Origin of the sequence: Bdellovibrio sp. SKB1291214 (assembly GCF_002209355.2) — a bacterium.
Classification (GTDB): domain Bacteria; phylum Bdellovibrionota; class Bdellovibrionia; order Bdellovibrionales; family Bdellovibrionaceae; genus Bdellovibrio.
In genome coordinates this window covers 1,684,500-1,704,757 of the sequence record NZ_CP106855.1, presented here as the reverse complement: position 1 = coordinate 1,704,757, position 20,258 = coordinate 1,684,500, and the positions used below count along the sequence as shown (strand labels likewise).

Here is a 20,258-nt window from a genome sequence, read left to right as displayed (position 1 = left end):
TTTTTCTTTTGAATCTGAAGTCGAGGTACTAGCTTGCAACTAAATAAATTTATCGATCACACTCTTTTGAAACCCGAAGCGCAGGCCGCGCAAATTGAAAAGCTTTGTAAAGAAGCCATCGAGCACAAGTTCTTTAGTGTTTGCGTGAATACTTCCTATGTGAAGCAATGTGCGGAACTGTTGCGGGACTCTGACGTTAAAGTTTGCTGTGTTGTTGGTTTCCCTTTGGGTGCCATGGACACTGTTAGCAAAGCCTTTGAAACTCGCACTGCAATTGCAAATGGAGCGCAAGAGATTGATATGGTCGTGCAGATTGGTGCACTTAAAGATCGTCGCGTGGACTATGTTCGTGATGACATTAGGGCTGTTGTTCAAGCGGCGGGTGGAGCGAAAGTTAAAGTTATCATTGAGACATCATTGATTAATGATGAAGAAAAAACTTTGGCATGTAAGGCTGCATTAGAGGCTGGCGCTCACTTTGTTAAAACAAGCACGGGCTTTGCTGGCGGAGGCGCCACAGTCGAAGATGTAAAACTTATGAAATCTGTCGTCGGCGACAAGTTGGAAGTAAAAGCATCCGGCGGTGTGAAAAGTGCAGAACAAGCTGTCGCACTTATTGCTGCGGGTGCAACTCGTTTGGGAACTAGCTCGGGTGTCGCTCTTATTCAAGGTCAACAATCTCAAGGAGGCTACTAATGTCTTTCCTTCCTGCTGAAATTATTAAAAAGAAACGTAATGGTGGCGAATTAACGTCTGATGAAATCGAAGAATTTATTCTTGGATATGCTCGGGGCTCTATTCCTGATTATCAAATGTCTGCTCTGTTGATGGCGATTTTTTTCAAAGGTATGACTAAAGAAGAAACTTTAGGTCTGACAAAAGCCATGCTTCATTCTGGTGAAGTTGTCGACTTCTCTTCAGTAAAGGGATTCAAAGTTGATAAGCATTCCACAGGTGGCGTGGGAGATAAGACCAGCTTGATCTTAGGGCCGATCGTTGCTGCTGCCGGCGCTCCAGTTCCGATGATTTCAGGCCGCGGCTTGGGTCATACCGGTGGTACTTTAGATAAGTTAGAAGCTATTCCTGGCTTTAATACTCAAAAACCTTTGCCTGAATTTATTGAACTTGTTCGTAAGAATAATATCTGTTTCATCGGACAAACTAAAGAGATCTGCCCTGCGGATAAAAAAATCTATGCACTTCGCGATGTAACGGCGACGGTTGAAAGCCTTCCTTTGATTTGTGCCTCGATTATGTCTAAGAAGTTGGCCGAGGGCATTGATGGTTTAGTGCTAGATGTGAAGTATGGGTCTGGCGCATTCATGAAGACTCCTGCATTGGCTGAAGAGCTTGCTGTGAATTTGATGAATATCGCTAAGGGTTACGGCAAAAAGGTCACTTCCCTGCTTACGAATATGGATCAACCATTGGGTCGCTATGCCGGAAACTCTTTAGAGGTTGACGAGTGCGTTGCGATCATGAAGAACGAAAAATTTATCGGCCCTCAGGGCTACGATTTGTATGAGGATACTCGTGAATTAAGTCTGCGACTTTCTGCCCACATGCTGTTGCTTGCTGGTATCGGTAAGACTGAAGAAGAGTCTTATCAAATCGCCTTGGAAACTTTGACTTCTGGGAAAGCGCTAGCGAAATTTGAGGAGCTTTGCAAAATTCACGGTGGTGATCTTCGCAATGTTCCAAAACCGAAATACAGCATGAAAATCACCTCTGAAAAATCAGGCTTTATACAAGGTTTCCATACGGAAGCGATCGGTGTTGCCGGAATTTTAATCAAAGCTGGTCGCGCGCAAACGACTGATATCATTGCTCCCACCGCGGGGATTGAATTTCACGCGAAAGTCGGTGATGAAGTGAAATCGGGCGACACGTTATTTACTCTGCACGGGGATGATCAAGATTTGCTTGCGTCTGCAGTGCCGATGCTAAAATCAGCGATTAATATTTCCTTGCAAAAGGTATCAAAGCCTAGTTTGATACTGAAAGTTTTGAGCTAAAGCTCGAGGACATTAGGAGAACAACTTGGTACTCAATAATCTACAAGAATCGATCAGCTTCATCCGTACTAAAACTTCGGCGAAACCGAAGATCGGTGTCGTTCTAGGTTCAGGTTTGGGTGCCTTTGTTAAGGATGTGGAAGTTGAAACAACAATTCCCTATAAAGATATCCCGCACTTCTCCCCTCCCACAGTTGAAGGTCACTCTGGTAATTTGATTTTCGGAAAAATCAACGGTCAATCAATCGTGATTTTGCAGGGGCGCAATCACTACTATGAAGGTCACAGCATGGAAAGTGTTGTGTTCCCAACTAGAACCCTTGCAATGCTTGGAATTGAGACTTTGATTTTGACTAACTCCGCTGGCGGCTTTGGTGAAAGCATGCAAGCAGGTGATTTTATGATCATCGAAGATCACATCAATTTGATGGGCACGAATCCTTTGATGGGACCGAACATTAAGGAACTTGGCCCTCGCTTCCCAGACATGACTGAAGCTTACGACAAACGCTTAATCACAATCATGGAGCAAGTTCTGCAAAAACAAGGAACTCGCTATCACAAAGGTATTTACTGTGGTGTGAGTGGTCCTACGTATGAAACTCCTGCTGAAGTTCGTTACTTGAAATTGATCGGTGGCAAGGCCGTCGGAATGAGTACTGTTCCTGAAACCATCGCTGCAAATCATTTGGGTCTGCGCGTTTCTGCACTTAGCTGCATCACAAATTTAGCAGCTGGTATGTCTTCGCAAAAATTATCTCACGATGAAGTAACTGAAACAGCGAAACGCGTAGAGATTCAATTCACATCGTTCCTTAAAGAATTCATCACAAATATCTAGACTTGGGGCTGTTTATATAAACAGCCTTAGGTGTGACTCCATATCCAAGAGTTCAGATTTCTCGACTGAAAATAAACAATTTTTAGTGAATTTGTACAAATCAATTAAAGTTTGATTATTTGTCTGCCGAACGAAGAAACATGAAAAAGTTTATTTTATTTTCAATCATGTTGCCGACTGTTTCTTCAACTATCATTTCTTGTGGGGAACCTCCTAAGAAAGAGACTGGTTCGTCTTCTACGACACCTGCAATTAAAGATGTGAACTTTGATGAGGCTCCGAAGGATACCGCGCTTTTTGTTGGGGTTCAGACACGATGGGAAGGAAATGAGTCCGGCGCATTGAGTACACACGGTCACTGTAAAGCTCTGACGTCTGTTGACAGCCCGGAAGGTCCAAGAGAAGAATGTGACATCTTAATACCTGAGGGCAAACTATATTATAGTGACTTGATCATCACCTTAGGATCGAAGCTGCCAGCCACTTGTGCAATAGTCAGCTTTAGCGTTTATGGTTATCAAAAATCAAATTCTGATGATTATATTCCTCCTGGAGAGTCAGACAAAGTTAAATGCGCGACTGCGCCGCGCGCGAACCCTGCGTGCTGGGGCGGAGCTGGCCCTATGCTTTATAGCGACTATCCAAAAACCGGAGGTCAGTACATTGTCTTGAGTGGGTCGACGGGAAGCTTTAGCATAACGATTCCCTCGGCGAACAGTAAAAGCGCCGGCAACAACAGGGCTACATCTAACACCCTAAGTGCGGCTGGCAGGGTTTCGAACTCCGTTCCAGGTTATGTGGCAAATTCCTTTTATGATTACGTCATTTCCTGTCGAGATATTTGGGCTCAACCGATTTATTCCTTCCGCTTGAATATTAAGGACGAAGATACTGAAGGAACAGAAAACTCCGCACCGCGAGATCAAATCGAAGACTGGCAAGGCTATTAATTTCACCCAATGACGGAAATCGCGGAGCAGCAATATGCCTCTGCGGTTAACAAAAAGACCAAGGTCTAGCGCCTTGGTCTTTTGTTTATGGGCTTAAGGATAAACTAGCCTCAAAATGGGACGAATTTTTCCGATCTATTAACCTGTGTGGGTTAGCATGAAGTCTCATTAATGGGACCTTTGGGCCCGCACAGGGAGTGAACATGGATGTTCAGAAAATACTCTCGGCGGTTGCTTGCGTCTTAGTATTCACAGCTTGTAGCAAAAAATCTGCCGATACCGTTTTTTCCGATAGCACTGCGCTTGATTCTGCAGCGTGCATGGGACAAGCGATCAAAAATAAATTTATCGTTCAATGGGAAGATGACAGTTTCACTGTCGAATCCGGCACTGATGCGGAATCTTTCAAAAAAGAATTTATCGCACCACAATTGGAAAAAATTCGTCGTGTTGAATTCGATCGTCGCATCCAAACGGAAGCGGTGAAAGAATACGCGAGCTCTTCAGTGAGTGATACATGGGGCCAGAGCATGATCAAAGCGAGCTCTGCATATTCCCAAGGCTTTTATGGTCAAGGAGTTAAGGTTGCTGTCGTTGATGCGTATGTGGATGTCACGCATCCTCAGCTTGCGGGCCGCATTGCCATCAATACGGGCGAGATTCGAAACAACGGAATCGATGATGATAACAACGGCGTGATAGATGACTATTATGGCGCAAGCTTTGTTTCGGTCCCAGCTTCTACGTCATCTCCAAGTCCGCATGGTTCTCACGTAGCCGGCATCATTGCTGCTGATTCAAGTTATGGTCCGGTGGCGGGTCTTGCTCCCCGTGCGCAAATTATTCCAGCACAATTTATTGCCAATGATGGTGGTGGGTCTTTGGGCGATGCCGTGTTAGCTCTTCAGTATGCTGCTAGTCGCGGTGCTAAGATCATCAATGCAAGTTGGGGTGGAGCACCTTGTGTTTCATCCTTACGTAGTGCTTTCATTAACTTAGAAGCAAAAGGAATCCTTGTTGTTGTCGCCGCTGGTAACGATGCGCGTGACATCGATGTGTATCCAGAGTTTCCAGCCTCTTTTAATCTTTCAAATCAAATCACAGTAGCTGCCTCTAGTGTGAGTGACTTTATGACCTCTTGGTCAAATAGTGGCTTCAACCTTGTCCACGTCGCCGCGCCTGGAGAACACATTTTGAGTACGATTCCAGGTAACTCCTCGACTTATATGGATGGGACAAGCATGGCTGCTCCATTCGTGTCGGGCGCTGCCGCACTTTTATGGAGTGCAAAGCCAAACGCGACGGCACAGCAAATCAAAGCAGCTATCGAACAATCGGTTGACGTTACTTCAGGACACGAGTTTAAAGTAAAAACTCGAGGCCGAATCAATATTCAAAAGGCACTTCAAGTACTTGGACAGTTAGTCCCATAAATTCAACAAGATACCTACTGAACGCAGAGCAGAAAAACATGCTCTGCGTCTGTCGTTTTAAGATGATTACTCAAATGCTCATTGATAGAAATATGCCTTCCGTTTTTTCAAACGTTAAAGAAGGAATTTATGAGCGAAGTATCTACAGGCATTCAAGCGAAGCTTGCCGATCTAGAAAAAAGAAATGAAGCCGCGATGGCGGGTGGCGGTGCTGCTCGTGTTGCGAAACACAAACAAGGCGGCAGACTTTCTGCACGCGAGCGTTTAGATGTTCTTTTGGATCCAGGTAGCTTTGTTGAGATGGATCGTTTCGTTACTCATCGTTGCACAAACTTCGGCATGGACAAAAATGTTGTTCCTGGCGACGGCGTAGTAACTGGTTACGGTCGCATCAACGGCAAATTGGTTTATGTCTCTTCACAAGATTTCACTGTTATCGGTGGATCTATGTCACGCACTCAAGCAAACAAAATCTGCAAAGTGATGGACCTTTCAATTAAGAACGGTGCTCCTTTTATTTCTTTGAATGACTCGGGTGGCGCGCGTATTCAAGAAGGTATCGAATCTCTGGGTGGTTACGCTGATATCTTTACTCGCAACACGATGGCCTCTGGTTTGGTTCCACAAATCACGGCAATCATGGGGCCATGCGCGGGTGGCGCAGTTTACTCCCCGTCTATCACTGACTTTGTATTCATGGTTAAGAACACTTCATATATGTTCGTAACTGGTCCTGATGTTATCAAGACTGTGACTCATGAAGATGTAACTAAAGAAGACCTGGGCGGAGCTACAACTCACTCTGCGAAATCTGGTGTCGCTCACTTTGCAGCTGAAGATGACAAGCACTGCTTGTTGCTAATCCGTGAATTGATGAACTTCCTTCCATCAAATAACTTGGATGATGCCCCGGCATTGCCGAACACGGATCGCCCTGACCGCTTGACTGAAGCGATCATGAATTTGATCCCAGACAATCCTAAGAAACCTTACGACATGCTTGGAATCATCACTGAGTGCGTGGACGAAGGTTACTTCCTTGAAGTTCACAAACACTTCGCACAAAATGTGATCGTGGGTTTCGCCCGATTTAATGGTCGCCCTGTTGGTATCGTCGCAAATCAACCAAACATCTTGGCTGGTTGCTTGAACATCGAGGCTTCTCGTAAAGCAGCTCGCTTCATCCGTTTCTGTGATGCTTTCAACATTCCAGTTGTTTCATTCGTTGACGTTCCAGGCTTCTTGCCGGGTAAAGATCAAGAGTGGAATGGTATCATCACTCACGGTGCTAAATTGTTGTATGCATACGCTGAAGCCACAGTTCCTAAAATCACTGTGATCACTCGTAAAGCATACGGTGGTGCCTACATTGTAATGGGCTCTAAACTTTTGAGATCTGACGTGAACTTGGCTTACCCTTCTGCAGAAATCGCAGTGATGGGGGCTGAAGGTGCAGTAAGCATCATCAGTCGCGAGGAGATCAATAAAGCAAGCGATCCAGTTGCTGAAAAAGCACGTCTGACTGCTCAGTATGAACAAAAGTTCTCAAATCCATATGTATCTGCAGAGTTGGGTTATACTGACGAAGTGATCGATCCAGCGTTGACTCGTAAACGCATCATCGACTCTTTGGAAATGCTTAAAAATAAACGCGATATCACTCCGGCTAAAAAGCACGGCAATATCCCTTTGTAGGAGCGAACATGGCATTGTTTAAAAAAATCCTGATCGCTAATCGTGGGGAAATCGCAATTCGTATCACTCGCGCTTGCCGCGAGCTTGGTATCGCATCCGTTGCGGTTTTCTCCGATGCCGATCGTGATAGTTTGCACGTTTTCTTGGCGGATGAGGCTTATCACATTGGGCCGTCACCATCGAAAGAAAGCTATTTGAATTACAGAAGAATCTTAGAAGTAGCTAAGCAATCTGGAGCAGACGCAGTCCATCCAGGTTACGGCTTTTTGTCTGAAAATACGACGTTTGCAAAAGCGTGTGAAGAAGCAGGAATCACTTTCATCGGACCAACAGTCGCTAACATCGAATCTATGGGAGATAAAATCTCGGCCAAAGCTTTGATGAAAAAATCTGGCGTTCCAACTGTTCCGGGTTCTGACGGTGGCGTTGATACTGTTGAAGATGCTTTGAAAGTTGCAGAAAAAATCGGTCTTCCAGTTATTATCAAAGCCACCGCCGGTGGTGGTGGTAAAGGGATGCGTATCGTTCGTAAGATGGATGAGTTTGAAAGTGCTTTCCGCGCTTGCCGCTCTGAGGGTCAGAACTATTTCGCAAATCCGACTGTATACATCGAAAAGTTCATCAATGATCCGAAACACATCGAGATCCAAGTATTTGGCGACAAACACGGTAACCACGTTCACTTGTTTGAACGTGAGTGCTCTGTTCAACGTCGTAACCAAAAGATCATCGAAGAGTCTCCGTCTCCTTCTGTCCCGCATGAAGTGCGCTTGCGCATGGGTGAAGCATCTGTTCGCGCGGCGAAGCAGATCAATTACGTTGGCGCGGGTACTATAGAATATATCTTCGACAACACGACTAAAGAATTCTATTTCATGGAAATGAATACACGTTTGCAAGTTGAACATCCGATCACGGAAATCGTGACTGGTGTTGACTTGGTTCGTGAGCAAATCAACGTTGCTGCTGGTAAGCCTTTGAGCTTTAAGCAAGAAGACATCAAGCAAAAAGGCCACGCTATCGAAGCCAGAATCTGCGCAGAAGATCCTGTTACTTACAAACCGAATCCAGGTGTTATCCGCGCTTGCCGTCACCCTCAAGGCCCGTTCATGCGTGTGGATTCTTACGCCTACCCTGGTTACAACGTTCCGATCTATTACGATCCTATGATCTCTAAGGTTATTACTTGGGGTGACACTCGTAATGAAGCGATCGATCGTATGCAACGTGCTTTGTCTGAGTTCGTATTGACGGGTATCAAAACAAACATCGTTCTGCATAAAACGATTTTGGACCACCCGACTTTCCGTGACGGTACTTACACGACACAATTTATCGAGAAAAACTTCGAAGTTATCGAACCTGTGATGTTCAAACAAGTTGATGATCCAGTGTTCTTGATCGCGGCGGCTATTGAAGCCTATAACGATCGTAAATCGAAGGATATCCGTCAGCTTAACGTTCGCTCCACTTGGAGAAGCGTTGGTCGTAAACTTCAGTTGAGGACTTAACATGTATTTCGAAGCAGAACTTAGAGGAATCAAATACAAAGTAGACGTGACGGAAGGTCGTCACGCTTGGAAGATTTCTTTGCAACAAGAGGGCAAAGAGTGGGTTCACCATGACATTTCCAAAAATGACTTTAAACACGCTGAGGAATACATCAGTTTCCTTTTCCAAGGTAAGTCTTACTTGATAGACGTTGTGGGTTCAGACACTGAATACACAGTGTTTACGCGTAACTCGTTCCGTTCGATCAAAATCTTCAATGATGAAATGCTTTTGCATGAATCTTTGAAGAAAGGCGGCGGCTTTGGCGGCGATATGGAGTTGAAGGCCGGCATGCCAGGTAAAATCATCGAAATCTTTGCAAAAGAAGGCGATATCGTGAAGGCGAATAAGCCACTTTTGATCATGGAGGCGATGAAAATGGAAAACGAAATGCGCGCTACTCGTGATGTAAAAATCAAAGAGATCAAAATCAAACAGGGTGATTCCGTCGAATCAGGCGCTGTGCTGATCAAATTCGAAGAGCCTTAATTGTTTCTTAGAATGTTTAGAAAAAAAGGGAAGCTTGTTCAAAGCTTCCCTTTTTTATTTTTTAAATTGAAGAGCTGCTGACTGTTGCCAGCGTGTAAATCGCTACTCTCTTTGGTTTTGTCGGATTTCCGTTTCGCGCTTACGTTCAAAAATACCCACCATGATCACACCGATCTCATACAGAAGAACCATCGGAATCAGCATCATCACCATACTCATTAAATCTGGTGGAGTGATGATGGCTGCCGCTACCGCTAAAGTCATGATCGCATAACGTCTTTTATCTTTTAAAAACTTTTGGCTCACTAAACCCATCATTCCAAGAATCGAAATGATCAAGGGAAGCTCAAAAGAGACACCAAACATCAAACACATTTGCGTGAAAAAACCCAAATACTGCTCAATGGAAATCATCGCTTTATCTGTTGTGCCGCCATAGTTCATCAGGAAATGAAATGCCATTGGCAAAACTACGTAGTAGGAGAAAGCGGCTCCAGAAACGAATAATCCCGATCCGGCGATGATGAAGCCCATAGAATATTTTCGTTCGTTCTGATAAAGACCAGGAGCTACAAACTTCCACACTTGGTAAAGCCACAACGGACACGACACGATAATACCGCAGACAAATGCGATCTTGATATGAGCCATGAATTTATCCAGAGGACCGGTGTAAATCAAACCGCCACCAGGAAGATAAGGTGCGATCGGTGCTCGAATGAAATCAAAAACTGGTTCGCTAAAATGATAGCAGATCCCCGTTGCAATAAGCAGAATCCAAACCATACGAACTAAACGGAAACGAAGTTCACCAAGATGCTCGTATAATGACTGGGATTTTTGGTCTAAGTCTTCAGTTCTCATTAGGCCTTGTTCCCTTTGTTATCGCCACCGTCATCAGTGCTCTTTTGTTCAGGAAGATCCATTTGAACGGGTTCACGCTTATGTGCTGAATCGTGCATTGTTGGCGCACCACCGTGAGGTACGTGATCTGGCGAACTCCAATCACCTTCTTCATCATTCGATACAGAGGGATTTGCTGGAGGAGCGCTCCGCGGACCTTTTCTAGGCGTCTCGAACAAATCAATGTGATCTACGCGCGCTTGTTTTTTCAAGTCTTCGGTAAAATCACCTGTTGTTCTTTTAAGTTCGTTAAGAAAGCGGCCAAGAGTGCGCGCCACTTCTGGAAGTTCCTTGGGACCGATCACGATCAGTGCCAGGATAGCTAGGAAAATGATTTCTGACATGCCTAAACCGAACATGGTCGCAGATTAGAGGAATCACCCCTGTTTGCCAAGCTTTACTTGGTCCTGAGGCAGGGTCAGAACCCCCATTTCCACGAGCTTTTCCCGAGCAAGCTCTGAACCCGTCTTCTGGTACCGGTCATAGAGTCTAAGAATACTTTCATCTGACTTCACGAAGGAGTGTTGGCTAATGTAAGTCAGCACATCAACGAACTCAATGAAGCGCGCTGAGAACGTTTTATAAACCTTTGCGAGGCCATCCTCACGTGTCGCATGAGCCAAGTGCGTGTAGGCCGCTCCACCAATGTTGGCGTAGTAATCCACATCAACTGCTTTGCGACTTAGAGAGTCTCCGAAAAAGCCACTGATATAAAGTGCGCGATCGCCCAGCTTTTTAAACTTTTCCATTTTGACGGACTGTTCGGCCTGGTGAGCATGCAGATACATTTCAGCCAGAGTCGCTTCAGCTTCAAAAAGTGCGTTGGCATCTAGATACTGCTTTAAAAGATTTACGAGGTACGTTTCGACAAGAGGATAAGTTTGAACTTTACGATCGTAAAGTCCTTTGGATACTAGCTCCTGAAAATAGCCTTCAGGGCTTACAAAAAGTTCTACTGATTGCGAGTTTGGTTTGTCTTTCATTCCTGGACTCGTTGTTATTCTCTCTATAGTCTAACAACATATCGGAATGATTCGGTTAATTGTTTATTGTAAATCAGGACGTTGGTCGAAAACAGACCCCAATGTATCATTTAGAGACTAATAGTCGTTCATCTCTGCAGATTCTTGGTTATATACAATCCATCCTACATCACCATTCTTGCGCTGAATTTTGACACTCATATGCACATCACCAAATTGCACTCTAAGAACTTTTAGTTTTTCACGCGGCACCAATATCCCAATAGGCGTCGCCGACGGCGAAGGATTTGGTTCTTCAAACAAATCAACGGCACGAATGATTTCAACCCTGTTAGTTCGATCCCAAACGATATCCCAAAAGTATGCAAATGTAGGTATGCACAAGACGACGACGGCTCCCGCCAATACTTTGTTGACCTTTTGGTGGCGCACAGAGCGAAGGAGGTTTTGAAAACGTTTTATAATATCCGCCCACCGCAAGTTAAAGATTTTCGTTTATTTTCTCTCGAGTATCCAGGCGAGTCTACCTAAACATTTCCACGTCTAGCGAAGCACACGGTCCAGTGTATCAAAATGGAACGGCTGCCCTTTCTGCGCAAAGTGTATAACTTCTATACGGTTCCACCGCACCTATTGGGTTTCCACGGGTTTTAACGGCGGCACCAGGCTTGCTCTTACTAATTGACTGAAAGAGCAGGTTTTAATGATCAAAGTTAATATGATTACCAAACTAGATACTAAAAAGAAGAAACTGACGGCCGGCAGTGTTGCGACCATGGTTGTTCTTGCGGGAGTCGTTGCTCTTTATAATTCAGTTCATCTTATCGATACGGATTCAATATTTGCAGGGGAATCTTCGATTCCGGCGACGCCAAAAAATCCTGAAAAACCAATGATCTTCGCTAATAATGATGAAGACGCGGAGGTCGATGCGGATGAATCAGCGATTAATTTAGATATTCCTCAGTTTGTTGCTATTGACGAAGACAACGGACCAATTCCTGAATCCGGTGTGGTAGAAAACCGCGAGGAAATCCTTAATGACTATGAAAATATCATCTCTGAAGAGTTCCATATCCCAGAAAACCTACGTGAGCGCGTAGGATTTTGGTTTGACGTATATACCCTTCATAACTCCAATAAACGTGTCATCCACCATTCAGTTTATCCTTGGATCATTTTTGAAGTTGTTGATGTGACTAGCATTATTGAATCAGACACGCCAAAACATCGTTGGATGAGAAATCTAAAAGCCGACGCTTTGGTAAAACAACAAGTCGCAAAAACCAAGAACGCATTGAAGTCTCTAGCTAAAAAGAAAAGCTACGATAATTTGAACGAAGATGAAACTCGCGCGATGGAAGCCCTTTCCCATCTGGATGGCGAGGTTAAAACAAAAGCGAAAATGGCTTTACAAAATGTACGCGTGCAAACTGGACAAAGAAACTTCTTCCAAGAAGGTCTTGAAGTCAGTCCAAAGTACCTTCCGGCAATGGAAGAAATTTTTGAAAACTATGGTCTTCCGGTTGAGCTAACTCGTATTCCATTCGTGGAAAGCAGCTTTAACAAACATGCGAAATCCAAAGTGGGTGCCTCAGGTATTTGGCAATTCATGGGCGGCACAGGTCGCAAATTCATGGTTGTGAATGACAATATCGATGAAAGACATTCGCCATTTAAGGCAACTGTGGCGGCTGCCCAATTGCTTAAAGAAAATCATATGATTTTAAAACGTTCGTGGCCTTTAGCGATCACAGCATGGAACCATGGTCCCCCAGGCATGCGCAAAGGTATGGCGAAAGCAAAATCTCATGATTTAGGCGAAATCATTTCTAAATACCGAACTAAGTCTTTCGATTTTGCTTCTTCAAATTTCTATTCTGAATTCCTAGCGGCTCTTTATGCAGAAAAATATCATGAAGAGGCCTTTAAAGATTTGAACTATTCAGAGAAGTTAAATCTCCACACCGTGAAGCTTTCCCGAAGCATCAACGCCAAAGATCTTTTGCGCAAAAGTAAACTTTCAGAAGATAACTTTGTGATGTTTAATCCAGATTTGAAAAAGGCCGTTAAGATCAACGCGCAAGTTCCATCCGGCTTTACTTTGATGTTAGATGATGACTCTCGCGACCTTCTAAAAGGTATCGTTGCTCAAGCGACTTTAGGTAAGAAGCGCAAAGCTCCTAAGGCGAAAACTGCTTCCAGCGAGGTTTCTTTAAGCGAACCGGTAGCCCGCGATCTATAATAGACCGCGAGTTCCATTACCTTCTCGATTTAAATATCATTCGGCCCAACCAGAGAAATAATCTCTGGTTGCGCAAAGATCTTCTGAGCCAGATTTTGAATATCTTCTGGTGTGATCGCAAAATACTTATCAGCTACATCCAAACTTTCACGGTAATCAAGACCATAAATATCATCGAATAAGATCGCATTACAAATCGTACCTTTACGTTGCAATTCGATATCATGACGACCGATTAAGTATCGTTGTGCACGAGTTAATTCTTCTTCGCCAACTTTTACATCGGCTAATTTCTTAAACTCCGCTTGAAGCATCTGAATAGATTTTTGAGCTTTCTCCGGCGAGCATCCGATATATCCACCAAAGTATCCGCCTTCGATGCCTTCCATGTGCATAGGCGATACGGAATAGGCTAAGGAGTTTTTGTCCCGAAGCTCTAAGAACAAACGTCCCCCCTGACCACTTAGAATAGATTGAATGATCTCAAGAGTGTAGCGCTCTGGGCTTGCCAGCGTCAGGCCTTGGTAGCCGACGATGATATGACTTTGCTCTTTCTTAAGTTCGTGAAAGATGTGTCGTGACTCCTTCACCTTGGTGATTGGAAAATGGTTTTCAATCTTTTTGCCTGAGGGCAGTTCCGCTGTGACCTCTTCGAAAGTGTTTACCCATTTTTTAGTATCGACGTCTCCGACCACACATACTGTTAAGTTTTTTGCGTGTGCAACATTATTATAATATTTTAGCAGAGAGTTTTGTGTAATTGCGGAAATTGATTTGTCATCCCCTAAAAGATCACGTGAATAAGGATGGTTCTTGAAAACTTCTTTCATGAAATTCATCACGCAAATCTGGGCTGGATTGTCGTTACGAGATTTTACCTGATTTTTTTGAACGACTTTTTCACGCTCCAAAATATCGACTGGAAACTTTGGATGTAATAAAGAGTCCGTGTAAATTTCAAGCATCTTATCTTCAAAAGGAGAAAGGTAGTCCATCGACATACCCACAGAGTTTCTGCCGCCGAAGGCACCTATACCAGCGGCTAATTCATCCACCCGATGGTTGATTTCGTCCTCGGTGAATTTTTCAGATCCAGACAACCAGTTTCTTGAGAAAAGTTCCGTCAAACCATTTGTTGTACCATCTTCCATGCGCGCTCCACCTAAAAACGCCGCCTTCATGGAAACGTAAGGGGTATCTTTTTGTTCGCGCACCAAAAGTGTTGCCCCTGATTTCAAAGTGATTCTTTGAGTTTCTGGAGTGTGTTTAACTGCCTCGGTGTTAATCGAGAATTTCTTAGGAACAAACTTAGGTGGCTTTTCTTTAGCAGGCTTAACTGTCGCTAACGCTTTCTTCAAGTTTTTCGCAAAAAGTTTCATCGATTTATCAGCCAGTGTCTTATCCATATTGGTCATAAGCGACAGGCTGAATGCATCTGATTTAAAGTACTTCTTTGCTGCCTTTTGAATATCTTCCGGCTTTAAAGAGTAAACTTGTTTCATATATTTGCGGTAGTGATCATGATCGTCGTAATAGAACTGATCCCCTCCGGCTTTTCTCGCAATGTTATCCACAGTCTCCATCGAATAAACTTCGTGGCTTGCAAAATTCGTAATCGCTTTTTGCATCTCCATGACACTTGGAGGTTCTTGGATAATCTTGGTCAGAACCGGAATCATCGCATTTAACGCTTTATCTAAGTTTTCTTGTTCAAGATTAAACGATATAGCAAATAACCCATCATCAGGCATTGAATAGCTAAAAGCTCCCACGGAGTTTGTCAGCGGTTCACGAATGCGCAGGGTCTGCATCAAACGCGATGAATCCCCCTGGCCCAAGATAGAGGCCAATACTTCCAGAGCAGCAATATCTTTATGTTTAACGTTAGGAATTCTCCAGCTCAAGTAACCAGTGGTTGTTTCAAATTTAGCTTGCTCAACTTTGATACGAATATTCTTCTGTGCAGGCTCTTTAACATGTTTTGATTTGCGCAGTTTATACGGAGCAAATCCTCCGAACATTTTTTCAACTTTTTGTTTCATCTCTTTCGATTCAAAATCTCCAGCGATGACCAGGAACATGTTCGAAGGCACATAACGACTTTGATAGTATTCGCGAATTTTTTTGGCACTAACTTTATTAATAACCTTGTCGTATCCAATTACTGGAATTCCGTAAGCATGCTTACGGAAGATATTTGAAAATAAAAGCTGGCTGGATCTGCGACCTGGGCTATCTTGACCGCGTTTAATTTCCTCGATCACCACTTCGCGCTCGTTGTCGATTTCTTGTGGATCAAAGGTTGGATAACCCATCATTTCACTGATTACATCCATAGCTACGTCAGTAAACTGCTTGGAAATGGTAACGTAAAATACAGTTTGATCGAACGACGTATAGGCGTTTAACTCCCCACCGGAACCCTCTACCGTGGAAGCAATCTCCCCCACTTTGTATTTACGAGTTCCTTTAAATACCAAGTGCTCAATAAAGTGAGAAATCCCCTCTTCGCCCTTTTTTTCGTCGGCAGAGCCTGTTTTCACCCACATTTGAACTGAGACCACGGGTGACTTATGACTCTCTAATAAAAGAACTTTTAGGCCGTTTTTTAGTTGAAATTTCTTAGACATACTCTAGATAACTCCCATGGCTTTTGGCGTTTACGTTCACATTCCTTACTGTATTCAGCGCTGCACTTATTGTGACTTCGCGACTTACGAGCAAAGTAAGATTTTGCCTCCGGATCAGTACGTCCAATTGCTATTTGAAGAGATTCGCCAAAAGCATCGCTACTATCAGCCTCAAAAGTTAGACACACTTTACTTTGGTGGCGGAACACCAAGTTTGATCCCTGCTCATCTTATTGTAGCTGTTATCAAAGAGCTGGGTAGATATGGCTATACAACTGGACCCGAGACCGAAATCACGATCGAGATTAATCCGGCGACAGTCGACAAAGAAAAATTGAAAATGTACATCGACCACGGAGTAAATCGCTTCAGTGTGGGAGCTCAAACTTTCGATGATCGTTTGTTAAAAATGGTGCATCGCGAACACTCAGCAAAACAGACGCTGGAAACTCTGGACCTTTTGCGAGCTCACAACTTAAATTTCAGCTTCGACATTTTGTTCGCATTGCCCTCTCAAACTCTGGAAGGCCTACAAAATGATGTTCGCATCGCCGTGGAACAAGGGGCAAAACATATCAGCCCCTATTGTTTAACAGTTCCCGAAGGCCATCCCCTTTCTAAAGGCCGTGCTTTAGATGACGAGCAAGTCGATATGTTCGATTTCATTGCCAACGAGCTCACTGGACATGGGTTTCAACAGTACGAAATTTCCAACTTTGCAATCCCGGGATATGAATCACGACACAATATGCTTTATTGGATCGATCAACCTTATTGGAGCTTGGGATTAAGTTCTCATTCGTATTCCAAAGAATCTAAATGGGGTACTCGATATTGGAATTTGAACTCTATTGGTGAATACAAAAAGCAGATTCTTGAGTTCGAAGGAAAAGAGTTCACGTCGCCATCCCTTCATTTACCCGACGCGCAAGTGGAACAACTAGAAATGCATCAAGCCCTCACGGACTTTTGTCATACTTCCATGCGTTTAATGCGTGGCCTCAGTGAACGAGAACTGCAAGAGAAATTCCCTGTTGCGGTCTATCATCAAATTTCCAGCATTATGAATAAACTCGTGGGCAATGGTTGGGTTCAATCTGACCAAGAGCATTGGAAATTAACACGAGACGGCCTAGTTATTAGTAACAAGGTTTTCCAGGAACTTACCTTCCTCAAAGAAGATGTCTAGGTTCCAAAAATCTGCTCCCACCCTAATTGACAATATCTAATGAATACACAATCTTAAGTATTGCGAAAGGAACTTTCATGTCAGAAGAAAACAACTCTCAAAATTCCAATCCAGCGGCATCTGAAAATTTCGATGTCTCTTCTGAAATTCAAAAGCTTCAAGATCAAGCAGAGAAGTATAAAAACGATTTCTTGTACCTGCGCGCGGAATTTGAAAACTATAAACGCAACGCGATCAAAGAGCGTTCCGAGTTGATGAAATACGGTGGCGAAAGATTCATCCGTGACCTTTTGGATATCGTAGATAACTTTGATCGTGCTTTAGCAGTGAACGTAACCGCAGAGAATCTGGGGACTTACAAACAAGGCATCGAGATGACAGCCTCCGAACTTCGCAACCTTTTGGCGAAACATTCTGTGATTGAAATTCCGTCTGAGGGTGCCCCATTTGATCCAAATATCCATGAAGCATTAAGCAGTGAGGCTACAGAAAAAGTGGCTCCTGGGCACGTGGCGCGCGTATTTAAAAAACCATACAAATTGCACGACAAGGTGATTCGCACAGGCCAAGTGGTTGTTGCGAAAAAACCAGAATAAGAGGCGTTGATTGTCTAAGAAGGACTACTACTCGCTTTTAAATGTTTCGCGTACAGCTACTGGGGATGAAATTAAAAAATCATTCCGCAAGCTTGCGATGCAGTATCATCCCGATAAAAATCCGGGTGACAAAAAGGCCGAGGAGAAATTCAAGGAACTGAGCGAAGCATACGAAGTTCTCAGCGATACTAAAAAACGCGAGATGTATGATCAATTCGGTCACGCCGGCCCTGGTTTTGGTGGTGGCGGCGGAGCTGGCGGTCCCTTCGGTGGTGCCGGCGGCTTTGGTGGTTTCGGCGGCGGCTTTGGAGGCAACACTGGCGGCGCTGGTGCTGGTGGAGATCCTTTCCAAGATATTTTCGGTGACGTCTTTGGCGACATCTTTGGTGGCGCTCGCGGCGGTCCTGGTGCCGGCGCTGGTGCACGCACTCGCCGACCTCAAAAGGGTACAGATTTACGTTATACATTAAATGTTTCTTACGAAGAAGCCGCGGTTGGCACTGAAAAAGTAATCAGCTTCATGCGCCAGCGTGGAAATAAAGAGGAATCCGCAAAACTTTCTGTCAATGTCCCCGCTGGAGTAAAAGAGGGCCAACGACTTAAACTTTCTGGAGAAGGTGATGCAGGGGCCGGTGGTTCTGCTGGAGACCTTTATGTGATTATCGCCCTCCAGGAGCATCCTTTATTTAAGCGTGCTGAAAACGATGTCACGCTGGATTTACCTATCACCTACACTGATGCTATCCTAGGAACAAGTATCGAAGTTCCAACTTTGACGGGCAAAGCGATGATTCGCATCCCACCTGGAACTCATTCTGGACAAACGTTTCGTTTGAAAGGAAAGGGCTTTCCAAAAATTGGTGGTTTTGGCTCTGGTGATATGATGGTTAGAATATTGGTGGACACTCCTCCAACTCTTTCTAACCGCCAAAAAGAATTGATTGAAGAATTAGCCAAGTCCGGGGACGCAACACCGATGGTGAAGTCCTTCCACGAAAAAGTGTCTCACTTGATGAGGAATAGAAAATGACATCTAAGCTCGCTTTGATTTTCTCCGCATTTGTAATCGCTTCTTGTACTACAACAACGACGAAAAAAACGGAGATCAAGCCAGCTCCTGTCACTAAAAACAACGGCAAAAAGGGTAAGGGAATGTCAGGGTTAGCTGCAAAGCCACCCCAGACAGCTCCCCCGTCCGCCATCACTCAAGTTCCTACCGCGCCGGTGGCTCAAGATCCTTTGACTGTACTTAAGGGCCTGGTCGCGCAATCCGTTCAAGCTCCCACAAAACAAGAGCAAGATGTGTATCGCTTGCGCGCTATTGAAGATGTAGAAAATCGTCTAAATGAAAAACAGCTTGAGGAAGTTGCTGATAACTCAGACTACGGTTTTCTGCGTGGACATGCTATGGCTCGCCTTGCTGATAAAGCCCTTGAAGAGCGTGATATTTCCAAAGCAAAAAAATATTACGCAGGCGTGATCGACTATTTGCCAGAGAGTGATCTGGCAATTCGCGCTAAAGACATCTTGTCGCAACTGGATGCTGCTAAAAACGTTCAATCTAAAACTGTCGGTGTGGTTCTTCCACTCAGTGGAAAGAATGCACCCGTAGGACAACGCGCGCTTCGCGGCCTTGAAATGGGCTTAGGGCTTCATGTTCCCGGATCGGGATTTAAATTGGCGGTCATGGACAGCGAAGGCAATCCAGACTCTGCTCGTCGTGGTGTAGAAAGATTAGTAAAAGAAGACAATGTTATTGCGGTTGTTGGAAGTTTGCTAAGTAAGACCGCTCCTGCAGTCGCTGCAAAATCTGATGAGCTGGGTGTTCCTAGTATCGCTTTATCACAACGTTCTGGCTTAACCGAAATTGGCCCTACAGTTTTTAGAAACTCTCTGACAAGCGAAATGCAAGTCCGTCAGCTGGTAAGAACAGCGATGGACGACATGGGCATGAAGAAATTTGCAGTATTATATCCAAATGATCAGTATGGTGTCGAATTCACGAATATCTTCTGGGATGAAGTTTTGGCTCGTGGTGGGCAGATTACGGCAATCCAAACTTATTCAACCAAAGAAACTGACTTTCGCTTGGTGGTTCAACGCTTAGTTGGCACATACTACGGAGAAGGTCGTCAGGATGAGTTCAATCTGCGTTTGAAAGAGTTGAAACACTCCGACAAAAAACGTTCTGCCCGCAAAGATAATACAGAAAATGTTCTCCCGCCGATCACCGATTTCGACGCGATCTTTATTCCGGATAGCGCTAAAGCAATGGGCCAAATTGCTGCGATGCTCGCATTCAATGATGTTCGTGGCGTAAAGTTAATGGGAACAAATTTATGGAATACCCCGGGCATTGCAAAACGTGCCGGTAACTTTTCAAACAACTTAATGTTCGTGGATTCAATCGCTCCTATGACTCAAGATCAATCCCGTTTTATCACGGAGTATAAAAACCTCTACGGCGAAGCTCCATCCCTGATTGAAATCCAAGCGTATGACGCTGGCTTAATCTTACGTCAATTAGTGGCCTCAGGGGCCGACACGCGCGAAGCATTAACAGCCAAGCTGATTGGTCTTAAGAAGTTCCCAGGATCCCTTGGCACGCTCACAATGAGCTCTGAGCGCGAGATCGAGCGCCCTGTAGTCTCTTTGACCGTGGAAAAAGGTGAAATTGCACCTATGCGTATTCGCCAATAGCTCACATAAGAATATTTAATACACTTTTTTTAACCGGC

At 44.3% G+C, this 20,258-nt stretch carries 18 protein-coding genes; 13 read left to right on the top strand and 5 right to left on the bottom strand.

The window, feature by feature from the left end; genetic code table 11:
* Positions 1-33: 33 nt before the first annotated feature.
* From deoC to B9G69_RS08420, 8 genes are all read left to right on the top strand, one after another.
* Positions 34-696, top strand: a complete 663-nt coding sequence (gene deoC, locus B9G69_RS08455) for a deoxyribose-phosphate aldolase (protein ID WP_088615964.1) — start codon at positions 34-36, stop codon at positions 694-696.
* Positions 696-2,015, top strand: coding sequence for a thymidine phosphorylase (locus tag B9G69_RS08450; RefSeq protein WP_088615965.1), 1,320 nt, complete (start codon positions 696-698; stop codon positions 2,013-2,015). Before deoC ends, B9G69_RS08450 begins: the two co-directional genes overlap by 1 nt.
* A gap of 25 nt (positions 2,016-2,040) precedes the next feature.
* Entirely contained in the window at positions 2,041-2,856 is an 816-nt protein-coding gene (locus tag B9G69_RS08445) for a purine-nucleoside phosphorylase (RefSeq protein WP_088615966.1), read from the top strand.
* 140 nt (positions 2,857-2,996) lie between these two features.
* Positions 2,997-3,806, top strand: coding sequence for a hypothetical protein (locus B9G69_RS08440; RefSeq protein ID WP_088615967.1), 810 nt, complete (start codon positions 2,997-2,999; stop codon positions 3,804-3,806).
* Between the two features lie 203 nt (positions 3,807-4,009).
* Positions 4,010-5,239 carry a S8 family peptidase gene (locus B9G69_RS08435; protein WP_265438034.1) on the top strand — a complete coding sequence of 410 codons (1,230 nt, stop codon included), beginning with the start codon at positions 4,010-4,012 and terminating at the stop codon, positions 5,237-5,239.
* Between the two features lie 129 nt (positions 5,240-5,368).
* On the top strand, positions 5,369-6,934 hold the full coding sequence (locus B9G69_RS08430; protein ID WP_088615969.1) for an acyl-CoA carboxylase subunit beta: 1,566 nt from the start codon (positions 5,369-5,371) through the stop codon (positions 6,932-6,934).
* A 14-nt stretch (positions 6,935-6,948) separates the two neighbouring features.
* Complete coding sequence (accC, locus tag B9G69_RS08425) at positions 6,949-8,445, top strand: acetyl-CoA carboxylase biotin carboxylase subunit (protein ID WP_416220933.1); 1,497 nt, start codon at positions 6,949-6,951, stop codon at positions 8,443-8,445.
* A gap of 1 nt (position 8,446) precedes the next feature.
* Entirely contained in the window at positions 8,447-8,974 is a 528-nt protein-coding gene (locus B9G69_RS08420; protein ID WP_088615971.1) for an acetyl-CoA carboxylase biotin carboxyl carrier protein subunit, read from the top strand.
* A 102-nt stretch (positions 8,975-9,076) separates the two neighbouring features.
* On the opposite strand, the gene tatC is transcribed toward B9G69_RS08420, so the two are convergent.
* The 4 genes from tatC to B9G69_RS08400 all read right to left on the bottom strand — a co-directional run bounded on the left by tatC (position 9,077) and on the right by B9G69_RS08400 (position 11,292).
* A complete protein-coding gene (gene tatC / locus B9G69_RS08415) occupies positions 9,077-9,838 on the bottom strand; it encodes a twin-arginine translocase subunit TatC (protein ID WP_088615972.1) in 762 nt (253 codons plus the stop codon).
* The gene (locus tag B9G69_RS08410) at positions 9,838-10,221 is read right to left on the bottom strand and encodes a Sec-independent protein translocase subunit TatA/TatB (protein ID WP_217897706.1); all 384 of its coding nucleotides are present in this window, start codon (positions 10,219-10,221) and stop codon (positions 9,838-9,840) included. The genes tatC and B9G69_RS08410 overlap by 1 nt, the downstream gene beginning before the upstream one ends.
* Positions 10,222-10,254: 33 nt before the next feature.
* Positions 10,255-10,860: a hypothetical protein gene (locus tag B9G69_RS08405; RefSeq protein ID WP_088615974.1), complete on the bottom strand. Its 606-nt coding sequence runs from the start codon at positions 10,858-10,860 to the stop codon at positions 10,255-10,257.
* A 117-nt stretch (positions 10,861-10,977) separates the two neighbouring features.
* Positions 10,978-11,292 (bottom strand): hypothetical protein, encoded by a 315-nt coding sequence (locus B9G69_RS08400; RefSeq protein ID WP_217897707.1) that lies wholly within the window; start codon positions 11,290-11,292, stop codon positions 10,978-10,980.
* 271 nt (positions 11,293-11,563) lie between these two features.
* On the opposite strand from B9G69_RS08400, the gene B9G69_RS08395 reads away from it, so the two are divergent.
* Positions 11,564-13,105: a lytic transglycosylase domain-containing protein gene (locus B9G69_RS08395; RefSeq protein WP_088615976.1), complete on the top strand. Its 1,542-nt coding sequence runs from the start codon at positions 11,564-11,566 to the stop codon at positions 13,103-13,105.
* Positions 13,106-13,134: 29 nt separating this feature from the next.
* Here the strand turns inward: B9G69_RS08395 and B9G69_RS08390 are convergent, their stop codons facing one another.
* Positions 13,135-15,735, bottom strand: a complete 2,601-nt coding sequence (locus B9G69_RS08390) for a M16 family metallopeptidase (RefSeq protein WP_088615977.1) — start codon at positions 15,733-15,735, stop codon at positions 13,135-13,137.
* A gap of 16 nt (positions 15,736-15,751) precedes the next feature.
* Between B9G69_RS08390 and hemW the strand changes: the two genes are divergently transcribed.
* The 4 genes from hemW to B9G69_RS08370 all read left to right on the top strand — a co-directional run bounded on the left by hemW (position 15,752) and on the right by B9G69_RS08370 (position 20,220).
* Positions 15,752-16,924 carry a radical SAM family heme chaperone HemW gene (gene hemW / locus B9G69_RS08385; protein WP_088615978.1) on the top strand — a complete coding sequence of 391 codons (1,173 nt, stop codon included), beginning with the start codon at positions 15,752-15,754 and terminating at the stop codon, positions 16,922-16,924.
* A gap of 77 nt (positions 16,925-17,001) precedes the next feature.
* Complete coding sequence (locus B9G69_RS08380; protein ID WP_088615979.1) at positions 17,002-17,520, top strand: nucleotide exchange factor GrpE; 519 nt, start codon at positions 17,002-17,004, stop codon at positions 17,518-17,520.
* A gap of 10 nt (positions 17,521-17,530) precedes the next feature.
* Positions 17,531-18,550, top strand: a complete 1,020-nt coding sequence (locus B9G69_RS08375; protein WP_265438033.1) for a DnaJ C-terminal domain-containing protein — start codon at positions 17,531-17,533, stop codon at positions 18,548-18,550.
* Complete coding sequence (locus tag B9G69_RS08370; protein ID WP_088615981.1) at positions 18,547-20,220, top strand: penicillin-binding protein activator; 1,674 nt, start codon at positions 18,547-18,549, stop codon at positions 20,218-20,220. The genes B9G69_RS08375 and B9G69_RS08370 overlap by 4 nt, the downstream gene beginning before the upstream one ends.
* Positions 20,221-20,258 lie beyond the last annotated feature (38 nt).

Coding starts and splice junctions, on each gene's coding strand:
- B9G69_RS08450 (WP_088615965.1), top strand. CDS start 696: ATGTCTTTCCTTCCTGCTGAAATTATTAAAAAGAAACGTAATGGTGGC.
- B9G69_RS08405 (WP_088615974.1), bottom strand. CDS start 10,860: ATGAAAGACAAACCAAACTCGCAATCAGTAGAACTTTTTGTAAGCCCT.
- B9G69_RS08420 (WP_088615971.1), top strand. CDS start 8,447: ATGTATTTCGAAGCAGAACTTAGAGGAATCAAATACAAAGTAGACGTG.
- B9G69_RS08410 (WP_217897706.1), bottom strand. CDS start 10,221: ATGTCAGAAATCATTTTCCTAGCTATCCTGGCACTGATCGTGATCGGT.
- B9G69_RS08395 (WP_088615976.1), top strand. CDS start 11,564: ATGATCAAAGTTAATATGATTACCAAACTAGATACTAAAAAGAAGAAA.
- B9G69_RS08390 (WP_088615977.1), bottom strand. CDS start 15,735: ATGTCTAAGAAATTTCAACTAAAAAACGGCCTAAAAGTTCTTTTATTA.
- B9G69_RS08440 (WP_088615967.1), top strand. CDS start 2,997: ATGAAAAAGTTTATTTTATTTTCAATCATGTTGCCGACTGTTTCTTCA.
- B9G69_RS08430 (WP_088615969.1), top strand. CDS start 5,369: ATGAGCGAAGTATCTACAGGCATTCAAGCGAAGCTTGCCGATCTAGAA.
- tatC (WP_088615972.1), bottom strand. CDS start 9,838: ATGAGAACTGAAGACTTAGACCAAAAATCCCAGTCATTATACGAGCAT.
- B9G69_RS08435 (WP_265438034.1), top strand. CDS start 4,010: ATGGATGTTCAGAAAATACTCTCGGCGGTTGCTTGCGTCTTAGTATTC.
- B9G69_RS08370 (WP_088615981.1), top strand. CDS start 18,547: ATGACATCTAAGCTCGCTTTGATTTTCTCCGCATTTGTAATCGCTTCT.
- hemW (WP_088615978.1), top strand. CDS start 15,752: ATGGCTTTTGGCGTTTACGTTCACATTCCTTACTGTATTCAGCGCTGC.
- B9G69_RS08380 (WP_088615979.1), top strand. CDS start 17,002: ATGTCAGAAGAAAACAACTCTCAAAATTCCAATCCAGCGGCATCTGAA.